At 59.0% G+C, this 10,952-nt stretch carries 11 protein-coding genes and 1 pseudogene; 7 read left to right on the forward strand and 5 right to left on the reverse strand.

The genetic code is table 11. The annotated features are described in order from the left end of the window. From IOB61_RS12540 to IOB61_RS12550, 3 genes are all read right to left on the reverse strand, one after another. Positions 1–256, reverse strand: a 256-nt coding sequence (locus IOB61_RS12540; RefSeq protein ID WP_290817205.1) for a hypothetical protein, incomplete at its 3' end; no start/stop codon positions are given. An 888-nt stretch (positions 257–1,144) separates the two neighbouring features. Then, on the reverse strand, positions 1,145–1,432 hold the full coding sequence (locus IOB61_RS12545) for a YciI family protein (RefSeq protein WP_290817208.1): 288 nt from the start codon (positions 1,430–1,432) through the stop codon (positions 1,145–1,147). Next, on the reverse strand, positions 1,432–2,424 hold the full coding sequence (locus IOB61_RS12550) for an NAD(P)H-dependent glycerol-3-phosphate dehydrogenase (RefSeq protein WP_290817210.1): 993 nt from the start codon (positions 2,422–2,424) through the stop codon (positions 1,432–1,434). Before IOB61_RS12550 ends, IOB61_RS12545 begins: the two co-directional genes overlap by 1 nt. A 101-nt stretch (positions 2,425–2,525) precedes the next feature. On the opposite strand from IOB61_RS12550, the gene IOB61_RS12555 reads away from it, so the two are divergent. After that, positions 2,526–3,113: a TetR/AcrR family transcriptional regulator gene (locus IOB61_RS12555; protein WP_290817213.1), complete on the forward strand. Its 588-nt coding sequence runs from the start codon at positions 2,526–2,528 to the stop codon at positions 3,111–3,113. A 982-nt stretch (positions 3,114–4,095) separates the two neighbouring features. Next, on the forward strand, positions 4,096–5,064 hold the full coding sequence (locus tag IOB61_RS12560) for a glycosyltransferase family 2 protein (protein ID WP_290817214.1): 969 nt from the start codon (positions 4,096–4,098) through the stop codon (positions 5,062–5,064). Here the strand turns inward: IOB61_RS12560 and tsaD are convergent. Further along, entirely contained in the window at positions 5,061–6,170 is a 1,110-nt protein-coding gene (tsaD, locus tag IOB61_RS12565) for a tRNA (adenosine(37)-N6)-threonylcarbamoyltransferase complex transferase subunit TsaD (protein WP_290817217.1), read from the reverse strand. The two genes, IOB61_RS12560 and tsaD, sit on opposite strands and share 4 nt — an antisense overlap. 50 nt (positions 6,171–6,220) lie before the next feature. Here tsaD and hemC point away from each other — a divergent pair, with 50 nt between their 5' ends. The 5 genes and pseudogenes from hemC (at position 6,221) to IOB61_RS16865 (ending at position 9,977) form a co-directional block, all read left to right on the forward strand. Continuing rightward, positions 6,221–7,186, forward strand: coding sequence for a hydroxymethylbilane synthase (hemC, locus tag IOB61_RS12570; RefSeq protein ID WP_290817219.1), 966 nt, complete (start codon positions 6,221–6,223; stop codon positions 7,184–7,186). Next, positions 7,179–7,907 (forward strand): uroporphyrinogen-III synthase, encoded by a 729-nt coding sequence (locus IOB61_RS12575; protein WP_290817221.1) that lies wholly within the window; start codon positions 7,179–7,181, stop codon positions 7,905–7,907. The genes hemC and IOB61_RS12575 overlap by 8 nt, the downstream gene beginning before the upstream one ends. A gap of 27 nt (positions 7,908–7,934) precedes the next feature. Next, positions 7,935–9,251: a hypothetical protein gene (locus IOB61_RS12580; RefSeq protein WP_290817224.1), complete on the forward strand. Its 1,317-nt coding sequence runs from the start codon at positions 7,935–7,937 to the stop codon at positions 9,249–9,251. Positions 9,252–9,292: 41 nt separating this feature from the next. After that, positions 9,293–9,625, forward strand: a pseudogene (locus tag IOB61_RS16860) (heme biosynthesis HemY N-terminal domain-containing protein); the annotation flags it as partial. A 259-nt stretch (positions 9,626–9,884) separates the two neighbouring features. Further along, complete coding sequence (locus tag IOB61_RS16865; RefSeq protein WP_367272854.1) at positions 9,885–9,977, forward strand: hypothetical protein; 93 nt, start codon at positions 9,885–9,887, stop codon at positions 9,975–9,977. Between the two features lie 773 nt (positions 9,978–10,750). On the opposite strand, the gene IOB61_RS12590 is transcribed toward IOB61_RS16865, so the two are convergent. Further along, positions 10,751–10,952, reverse strand: a 202-nt coding sequence (locus IOB61_RS12590) for a thymidylate synthase (protein WP_290817228.1), incomplete at its 5' end; no start/stop codon positions are given.

A 10,952-nucleotide genomic window follows, 5' to 3' on the forward strand; every position in this document is an offset into this window, starting at 1 on the left:
CCGGCAGATCAGGGCGATGGGGCTGCCAAGCCGGTGGAGCGGCACTGCCGCGCGCATCGAGAACATTATAGTCAAAATCATAGACAAACGGGTCGCCGGCAAACTCAACCCCCGTCACTACCTGCGCATTGGGCTTGGGATCATCCAACGCATCGGCCTCAGCCCGCAACTTCTTGATGTTCTCCCACGCCTGCATCTTATCCGTTGTGGGATGAGCATTGGGCTTACGAGGTCGGGAGGAAGGGGGACGCGCCATCACGAGAACATAGGGGGAATATCGTGGTTTGGGTAGGGGTATATTCAACTTCCTAACACCCAAAGTCTGGGGACCTTTTCACTGCCCTGACATCCTGGACGGCGCAGCCGATCCGGGATCTTGTGCCGCAGAATCCGATGAGGTCCCCGCTCGAAGCTCACGCTTCGGCGGGGATGACATTGTTTTGGGAGAAGAAGGAGCGCTCAACAAGGTTTGCGCATCTACAAGCGCTGACAAGCGCAACTTTTGTTGCGCGATCCTTTTGGTGGGCCATTTATCTGGAAGCGTTTTGGTGACCCTTCTGGTTCACCAAAACGCTAACGAAATTGTTCTAGCGACCTCTGGGTAGTCAAGTGCGCAGCTTCGCTGCGTCGCAACGCGATCCGTTTTCGAAGAAAACGGACACTTGACGACCCAGATGTCGCGGCCATCCTTCATGATCCATTTTGGTGAAACAGGGTTTCCACCAAAATGGGTCTAGACGGAAAAATTTTAAAGCGATGTCATCCCCCCCGAAGCGTGAGCGAAGCGCGGGGAGCTAAGAGAGCTGTCGCTCCCCCCTCTCCCTTTGGGAGAGGGTGTCGTTTTTCTCTTCTGGAAGGCTTATGCGCAGCCCGTGCCTGTCCCAAAGGCCATACGTTATTGCCTGTGGGCGATTTGACGAGTCACGCTTCCAGATAAAGAGCCCCAAAATGGATCGCGCAACAAAAGTTGCGCTTGTCCGCGCCTATAGATGCGCAACTGTTGTTGCGCGCTCCTCTCCACCGCCCCGTCATCACCGCCGGAGCGCGGGGGCCTCAAGGGACTTTGTGGCACAAGGTCCCCGATTGGCTTCGCCATCGGGGATGACCGCGTTTGGGAATTCACAAACAGGCCACGCGCCTGCCCCTACACATTCCCAACCACCACGCGAAACGGATGGATGGTGTGAGACTTGAATACACCGGCAAGCGCATAGGGGTCGTTGGCGGCAAAGGCTTCCACGGCAGCTTGATCGGCGACATCGAGGATGAAGTGCGATCCGATTGGCCCACCGTCTGGTGCGTCTAAAACAGGACCGGCCAGCTTTACCGCGGCACCAAAGCTGGCAACATAATCAAGATGGGCTGGGCGGGTTGCCAAGCGTTTGTCCAAAGCGCCTGCATGATCCAAGCATGTTAAAAGAAATAGGGTCATTAGTCTGCCTCCACCTTGAATGGCCGCGAAAGAAGCTTCCCAATGGCCTGCGCGACATCGACCCGTCCAGCCAAGATGGCAGCGACCGCTTCACAAATCGGCATGGCAACGCCCTTGCTGGCCGCAAGTTCGAGGAGCGCTGGGGCGGTGGAGGCCCCTTCGGCGATGCTGCGTTTGCCTGCGGTGGCTTCTTGGAAGCTCTGCCCTTGGCCCAAGGCATAGCCCAAAGCAAAATTGCGCGAGGTGGCGCTTGAACAGGTCAAAACCAGATCGCCCAAGCCACAGAGGCCGGCCAAGGTGCGGGCGTCTGCCCCCATGGCGACGCCGAGACGGGTCATTTCGGCAAAGCCGCGCGTGATCAAGGCCGCGCGCGCACTTTCACCAAGGCCCCGCCCTTCGGCCATGCCACAGGCAATCGCCAAGACGTTTTTGACCGCGCCGCCAATTTCGGCCCCCACCAAGTCGGTTGCCAGATAGGGCCGAAACGTCGCAATGCCGATCAACTCAACCAAGCGCGCGCCAATTTGTGAGTCGCCGCACGCCAATGTAACCGCCGTAGGCAGGCCGACGGCCACGTCTTTGGCAAAGCTCGGCCCTGATAAAACAGCGCCAACACAGCCCGGCAGCACTTCGGCCAACACATCGGTCATGAGTTTCTGGCTGCCCTGCTCAATGCCTTTGGAGCACAAAACGACGGGCGTGCCTGTACGCACATGGGGGGCGAGCGCGCTTAAGGTCTGGCGCATGAATTGGGCGGGCACAACCGCTAAAATCGCATCAGACGCGGCCAAATCGGCTAAATGACCCGTGGCACGAATGCGGGGAGACAACTTAACCTGCGGCAAGAAAAGACTATTTTCGCCAGTCGTGGCAATACTGTCCAGGACTTCGGGCTCTAACGCCCAAAGGCAGACCGTGTGGCCGGCGGTGGCGGCTACTTGCGCTAAAGCAGTGCCCCAAGCCCCTGCTCCAAGGATGCCAATTTCAGCCATGTTGTGCCCATTTCCCTCCGAAAAATTTGACGCCGCCGTCAGATTCATAAAAACTGAACATTTTGTTGATTGTTCATTATTTTTAGTCTAAGGGGTTTCGCATGGATGACAAAGCAGAAACCCGCGATCGTATTTTGGAAGCCGCTGGCCGGCGGTTCGACCACTACGGTTACAATAAAACAACGATGTCTGAGATCGCTGCCGACCTCAAGATGTCGACGGGGAATCTGTACAGATTCTACCCTTCCAAGCTTGATATTGCCGAAGCGTTTGCCCGCGCCCATGAGGTCGAGGAAGATGCCATTATGGAAGGGATTGTCGATTCCGACAGCCCAGCCGAAGTACGGATGCGCGAATTCCACCGTACGGTGCTGGAACGCACCTTCAATATGATTGATCAGAACAAGAAGCTTTTCGAGCTCGCCCAAGCGATCACCCAAGAGCGCCCAGCCTATTCAAATCGGCGGCTGGCGGTGGAGCGTGTCTATCTCGCAAAAATCTTGAAAGATGGCATTGAGGACGGCACCTTTGCGCCGTGCGACAATCTCGACGAATTGGCAGAAATGATCCAATGCGCCACCATGAAGTTCCGCTTCCCGCAACTCTATAATTGCTTCCGCATTGATATGCTCCGGCGCGAACTCGAAGGCACGATGGATTTGCTCTATCGCGGCCTTCTCAAGCGCTAAACCGACCAAGCCAATTGGCGCGCGCGTGGGTGGGTACCTGTCACCCCGGCTGGAGCGCAAGCGCGGGGACCCCATAGGACTTTGCGGCACGAGATCCCCGATTGGCTGACGCCATCGGGGATGACAACGGTCAAGAGCTTTTTGTCTGGAAGGCTTTGGTGCAGGCTATGCCTGCCCCAAAGGCCAGACGTTATTGTTTGTGGGCGATTTGACGGGTCAAGTCCGCTTCGCGCCGCTGACGTGCGCTTGGTTCTTTCGAACCAAGTTGCGCGTTCAAATCAAGAAATTAGGTCCACTTCCCTTTTGAAAAAAGGAAGTGGACCTAGGGCGGCAGATTTCCGAAGGAAATCTGGACTTGACGCGACCAATCGCCCGAGCACGATAAAGGAAGCGGTTTGGGTGACCAGAATGGGCACCAAACCGCTTCTAGATAAAGAAGCTATCCAAAACGATGCCATCCCTACCGAAGCGCAAGCGCAGAGCGGGGACCTATGAAACCCACGATCCACCCCCCAAAACCACCCACTTTCTTCCTTACTGCTAATTAATGAACGATATGCAAATTGTTCATTGACAAGCGTACAGCGTTTCGCTATATAGAATGCATAAACAACCAAACAGAAACGGATCCTCCCCATGACCAACACAAATTCGAACCCACACCTCTGGAGCTTATCTTTGGCTACCTTCCTCGTGCTCTCCATCCTCGCCCCTGTCGGCGAATTGGCAGCCCGGGCAGCTGGCTACTAAGCCCAGAAAAAACGGGCTTCGGCCCAAGCCTTCTAGCCAAACCCTCTTCCAAGCCCCACGTCTCCCCCCCCAAAATCGGACGTGCTACTCTGCCGCCAAAGCCCCCCCGCTTTGGTGGCATTTTCCTGTGTGAAACGCGAGGCTTGGTAAGAAATGAGCGACCCTTTTGTGCCATAAGGGGCTAGAAGCGGGGGTGGCGAAGCGGCACGCCTGCCAAAGAGGCATATATCAAGTGACCAAAACGGCGTCCGAGGCACCCAGTATCAGCGTGATCATCCCAACCTTTCACCGGCCAGACGGTGCCTTGGCGGCGGTGCGCTCCATTCTGGGCCAAGAAGGCGCACCCTCGCTGGAGATTATTCTGGTCGATAATGACGCCAAACAATCCTGCAAAGCCACGGCAGACCAATTGGCACAAGAGGCAGGTCAAACGCCCTTCATCTATGCGGTCGAACCTGCCGCCGGGGTCGCCAATGCGCGCAATAAGGCCGTTAGCCTTGCGCGCGGCACCTTCATCGCCTTCCTTGATGATGATGAAGTGGCCAAGCCAAATTGGCTGGCCAATCTCGTCAAAGCGCAGCAGGAGACTGGTGCGGATGTGGTATTTGGCCCGATTGAAGCCCGCCTGCCTGCTGAGCACAATGTGCCGCACACCTATTTTCAGAACTTCTTTTCCCGCAGACTTGATGGGCCAACGCGCCTGATCGACATCCCTTATGGCTGCGGCAATTGCTTTTTGAAGCGCGAAACCGTCTTCACCAAGCCAGAGCCCTTCAATCCTGCTGCCAATGAAACCGGGGGCGAGGATGATATCTTATGGCGCGAAGTCGTGGCCAGTGGCGGCAGGTTTGGCTGGGCTGAGGATGCGTGGGTCTATGAAGATGTGCCGCCCAGCCGCGCGACCTGGGCCTATCTAACCAAACGTGCCTTTGCTTTTGGTCATAATACGACCGGCCAATGGTATAATCGGGCCGACCGGGATTATGGGCGCATGGTGTTTTCCATGGTCAAAGGCGTGGCACAAGCGCTGGCGCTGGCACCCTTAGTCGCCCTCTTATGGATAGCCCGGCATGAGCGTTTGGCCTGGGCCTATGACAAGATGTGGCGCGGGCTTGGCAAAGTCTTCTGGTTTGGGCCGTTTCGGGTTGGCTTTTACGGTGCCGCCGCGCAGAAGAAGCAATTAGCCGCCCAAAAGGCCTAAGCCTTCGCGCCTTTACGCCCCGTCTTATACATAGGTGCAGCACGCGCCGCTTCGGCATCCAAAGGCCAACGCGGGCGGGCCGGTGCATCCAAATCATCCGACAGGCCTTGGGCCAAACGCTCTGCCCCGGCAAGGGCAATCATCGCAGCATTATCGCCACAATAGGCCAAGGCCGGGGCGAAGAAGGACCAGCCAAACGCGTCACAAAGCGCTTCCAATCGGCTGCGTAGGGTCAGATTGGCTGCCACCCCGCCTGCCACAACAAAGCGGCCGCTCTGTCCCTCTGGCAACACCATGGCCGTGATGGCCTGACGCGTGCGATCCACCAAAACATCGCCAACAGCGGCCTGAAAACTGGCACAAAGATCTGCAATATCCTGCTGTGTTGGTGTGCCCAAAGCCGCCGCCTCACGCGCCACAGCCGTCTTGAGGCCGGCAAAAGAAAAGTCGCAGCCGGGCCGGCCTTTGAGGGGGCGGGGCAAGTCAAACCGCTTGGGGTCCCCCGTCCGCGCCGCCCGTTCCACCGCTGGCCCACCGGGATAGCCTAGCCCCAAAACTTTTGCGGTCTTGTCAAAGGCCTCGCCCACCGCATCATCAATGGTGGAGCCCAAACGTTCACACGCATCTAGCCCGCCAACCCGCAAGAGCTGGCAATGCCCGCCCGAGACCAGCAGCAATAAGTAGGGAAAGGGCACATCGGCTTCCAACCGGGGCGACAGGGCATGGCCTTCCAAATGATTGACCGCCACCAAGGGCAAGTTGCGCGCCAAAGAGATGGCCTTGCCCGTCAACAGGCCTACCATCACCCCACCAATCAGGCCGGGCCCGGCGGTTGCCGCCACGCCGGTTAAGTCTTGGAAGCCAAGGCCTGCCTTGGTCATGGCCTGATGGATCACATGGTCGATCACCTCAACATGGGCGCGCGCCGCAATTTCAGGCACCACCCCGCCATAGGGCGCATGGGCCTCAATCTGGCTGGCGATAATGCTGGACAAAACCCGCGCCCGACCATCCTGCAAAGCCACCACAGCCGCAGCGGTTTCATCGCAACTGGTTTCCAGTCCAAGGACGATTTGTGGATCAGAAGTGGGTATCTGTCCGCTCATGCTGGCTCCGAAGCTTGACCTGCCTTGCCACTAGGGGTGATTAGTAAGAGATGCAACGCTCTGAACTGGAACCTATCATGCGCATTGGTGCTCGCGGCTCTCCTCTTTCGCTGGCCCAGACCGGCCAACTCCGCGCCCTTTTGGCCGAAGCGCTGGGGATTCCAAGCGCCGAGATCGACGATAAGCTTCCCATCATACCAATCACCACGACAGGCGACCGCATTCAGGATCGGCCCTTGAGCGAAGCAGGCGGCAAAGGCCTGTTCACCAAAGAACTTGATGATGCGCTGTTGGATGGCCGGATTGATTGCGCCATTCACTCCCTCAAGGACGTGCCGACCCAATTGCCGGATGGCATTGTGCTATTGGCCGGACCGGAGCGCGAAAACCGTCGCGATGCGTTGGTGACCGTCTCTGGTGCCGGGCTTGAGGATCTTAAGCATGGGGCCGTGATCGGCTCTGCCAGTCTGCGACGGGCCGCGCAATTACTACATGCCCGCCCGGATCTGACCATCGTCTCTCTGCGCGGCAATGTCGGCACGCGGCTTGAGAAGCTGAAGGCAGGCCAATGCGATGCAACCCTGTTGGCAGCAGCAGGCTTGGCACGATTGGGTTATAGTGATGTGCCCCATGTCTTGTTAGACCCTGTCGCCATGCCGCCGGCCATCGGCCAAGGCGCGTTGGCCATAACGGCACGCGCGGGCGATACGGCAACGGCAGCAGCCTTTGCCAAGATCGCAGACCCCGTAACAGAGATTGAGGTGGCCGCCGAGCGGGCCTTTCTGACCGCTTTAGACGGATCGTGCCGCACCGCCATTGGTGCGCTGGCAAGCTTGGACGCCCAAGGCACATTGACCTTTATCGGTGAGGCCTTGCAGGCCAACGGGCAAGAGCGGTGGCGCCTTGATGGGTCCCTTGCCCATGCCACAAAAGATAAGGCCGAGGCGCTGGGGGCAGAGCTTGGTCAAAAGGTCAAGCACATGGCTGGCAATGCCTTCGCAGGGGCGCATGGATGAGATGAAAGCCTGTGTGATTACGCGGACCGAACCCGGGGCCCATGCCACTGCAGAGGCAGTGCGTGACCTTGGACTGACCCCGTTAATCATGCCAGCGGCGCGGGTGGAAATCACCCCTGCCACCCTCGACCTTGACGGCGTGCAAGCACTATTGATGACCAGTGCGGCAGCGGCACGCGCCATTCAGGTGACAGAGACGCTGAAGGCCCTGCCGCTCTATGCGGTTGGCGATGCAACGGCAGAAGCCGCCATTGCGGCGGGCTTTGAAACAGTGATTTCGGCAGGTGGCGACGGGGCGACTTTGGCGGTCTTAGCCGCTGACCGCATGAGCCCAAGGCAGGGCGCTTTGTTGCACTTGCGGGGCCGGGAAGTAGCGGGCGATGTGACGGGCATGTTGCGCGCTTGTGGCTTTGAAGCGCGCCATGTGGAGGTGTATGCCACCCATGACCATCCTGATTTCAAAGCCAATATTGCAGGCCTCTTGGCCAAAGACAGCGGCTTTATCCTGATCCATTCCCCTGCAGGGGCGCGCAGGCTTGCTTCTGCTGTAAGCGAACTTGGGGTGGGTTTGGCGGCATGGCGCATTGTAGGCCTGTCGGCGGCCTGTATTAAACCTCTGGAAGCATTGGGTTTTAAGTCGACCCGCGTCGCTGAAACACCCGATGAAGACGCGCTGATGGATGCCTTGCGCGACGAAGTTGCGAAACAAAGCCTTGAGTGAATGGGCGCAGCAGAGTTTAACTAGATTATGGCTGATGAAAAACTTCCCCCAGACCCGCTTGATTCGACTGTAACGCCGGAGCCGAAGGTTGAAAAAAGGCCCGTGTCAGACCCGTTTTTGGATGCCCAATTGCGGGCAGGTAGTGCAACCAATTCCAAAACGGCGGAGTTAGGCGCAAGCGCGCCGGTCTTTCCAACAACGCCCAGCGAGACGACGCGCGCGCGGCGCGGTGGGGTTGGGCTTTTCACCGTCTTGATATTTTCCACCGCCGCAGCCTGCGGTGGTGCCGTTTTGGCGCTGGTTGCCTTAAGCCAGCCAAACATGATGAAGCAGATCGGCCTTGGCCAATTGGTGGCGCAAGACCAACCAGAGTCTGGCGGCCAAGTCGCCGCGGTTGCCGCACGCTTGGCCGCCTTAGAGGGGCGCGTCTCCCGCCTTGAGGGGGCAAAGCCTAGCCAAGCCCAAACCCCTGGACCGGCTGACCCCGCCGCACCCGGCCCTTCATCAGGCCCTTCACCCGCTGTGGATACGGCAGCCTTGGAAGGCGAACTCAAAGGCGTTTCAGGCCGGGTTACCGCGATTGAAACACGTCTTGCCGCCTTGGACCCAACTGGGGCAGGTGGGGCCATCATCGCCAGTCTGCAGGCTGAGATTGCGGGCCTGAAAATCATGGTCCAAACCCTACAAAGCCAAGCCGCCCAAGCCCCTTCCCCCGGCGTGACCTTTGCCGTCATCAATCTGGTTGAAGCAGCCAGTAGGCCCGGCCCCTTCTGGCCCGAGTTTGAAACGGTGCGCGCGGCCTTGCCGGGCTTGCCCGAAGTGGCCGCCTTAGAGGATTTTGCCCGCAAGGGCGTGCCGACCCGGACGCTGTTGCAAGAGCGCTTCACCGCGCTGGAACCCGCCATTGTCGCCAGCGACCGCGCCGCCCAAAAGGAAAGCGGCTTCTGGGGTTGGATCAAGGGCTTTTTTGCCGATCTGGTGCGGGTGGAAAAGGTGGCCGACATCAATGGCACCAGCGCCCAGTCCAGCTTGTTGCGCGCCAAAGTCAAACTGGATCAGGGTGATCTGGCTGCCGCCGTGGAAGAGGTGAAGGCCATCAGCCCTGCCCCGGAAGTCGTCACCGAATGGATCACCGGGGCACAAAACCGCTTGGCGTTAGAGAGCCGTTTGGCCGCCGTTAGAGGTGCAGTTGAGCGGGGGACACGCGCCCCGCCACCGCAACCGCCAAGCCCTGCGCCACCGGCTGCAACCAACGCCCCCATTGGCATTATTCCTGCAACCCCCGGCCCTGTTGCTGCCCCGAAAGCGCCTCCTGCCCCACAAAAGCAAGGAAACCTGCCATGAAACTGATCCGATTGATCGTCCTGATCATTTTGGGACTAGCCATGCTGGCAGGCTTTATCTTTTTGGCCATCCAACCCGGCGAGATTGTCTATAATGATGGCCTGAGTAAGGTCAGTGTCAGCCCGGGCGTTGCCGCCGCGATTCTGATGGGCATCACCATTCTGATGACGGCGACTTGGGGCTTTATCGGCTGGCTGTGGAGCTTGCCCGGACGCATGAAGCGCGCCCAACAGGAAAATGCGCGCAAGAAATGTTTGGACACATTGGGCCTATCCATGGCCGCCTTTGAGGCCGGTGAGATTTCAGAATCGCGCCGTCAGGCGCAAAAGGCCTTGGGCTTTGCCCCCGATGCCGCCAGTGCAAAATTCTTGGCCGCTAAGTCTGCTGTTGTAGCGGGCGACGGGGCCGCGGGCGAGCGCCTCTATGGCGAACTGACCGATGTGGCGGGCTATGGCGTTGCCGCCCGCCGGGGCTTGGCAGAGCTTGCCCTAAATCGTGGCAATCTGGCCGCAGCTATTTCCCATGCCGAAGCCGCCTTGCAAAGCTCGAAAAAGGCACCTTGGCCCGCTGAATTCCTGTTTAACCGCCGCGTCTTAGCCGCCGATTGGGATGGCGCTTTGGCTGCCCTTGATGATGCTGAAAAGCGCGGCTTGGTTGGGCAAAAGACGGCGACGCGCAGACGGGCTGTGGTATTGGCCGCCGCGGCGCACCGGGCAGAGCGCATGATGGAGCCCGCCCAAGCGCTTGAACTTGCCCAACGCGCCAGCAAATTCGCCGCAGGCTTTGCCCCTGCCGCCGTGATGGCCGCCCGCCTGCAAGCCATTATTGGCAAGCAATGGCAGGCAGCAGGAACCTTGGAATCTGCGTGGGAGGCCTCGCCCCACCCCGCTTTGGCAATTGCCTATAAGGATCTGAAAAGCGAAGAGACCCCGCAAACCCAAGCCCGCTGGCTCGATGGGCTGATCCGCCTCAACCCCAATCATCGCGAAAGCCGCATTCTGGCTGTTGAACAGGCTTTGTTGAACCAAGATGCAGTGACGGCGATCCAAGCCCTAGAGCCTTTACTGGCCGAGCGGCCCACTTCCCGCATTCTGGCGCTGCGCGCTGCTGCGGCCAAAGCCTCGGGCGATGAAGCAGGCGCGCGGGAATGGTTGGCAAAGGGCTCTAACGCGCCGCGTGAACCAGATTGGTCAGACCTTGATCCCGATGGCAGCGCCTTTGCCTATGAGGATGCCGATTGGGCGCGCTTGATCGAATCCTATGGCGAGCGCGGCCTGTTGATCCATCCCCGCCTAGAACGTTCTGATACCGAGCGCTTGGTCGCCCCAGAGCTTGCAGCCTTGACTGAACGCACCTTGGCCACCCGCGTCGCCAGTGGCGAGGCAGAGCCCGTGGTGCCCGATGATCCCGGGATTGGCGCGTTTGACGGCTTGGGCGCTGACGAGGATGAGGACGCGCCAAGTTCTGCCAAAAAGTCGTGGTTGAAATTCTAGTCTGGCTTAGACGGCAACCGCGGCTTTAATGTGCGGGTGGGCCTGATAGCCCTCCAGCTTGAAATCTTCATAGCGGAAGCCAAACAGATCGGTGACCTCTGGATTCAACGCCATGCGTGGCAGGGCCAAAGGCTCACGCGAGATTTGCAGGCGCGCTTGATCGAGATGGTTCAGATATAAATGCGCATCACCCAATGTATGCACAAAG

The organism is Aquidulcibacter sp., from assembly GCF_020253525.1.
GTDB lineage: Bacteria > Pseudomonadota > Alphaproteobacteria > Caulobacterales > Aquidulcibacteraceae > Aquidulcibacter.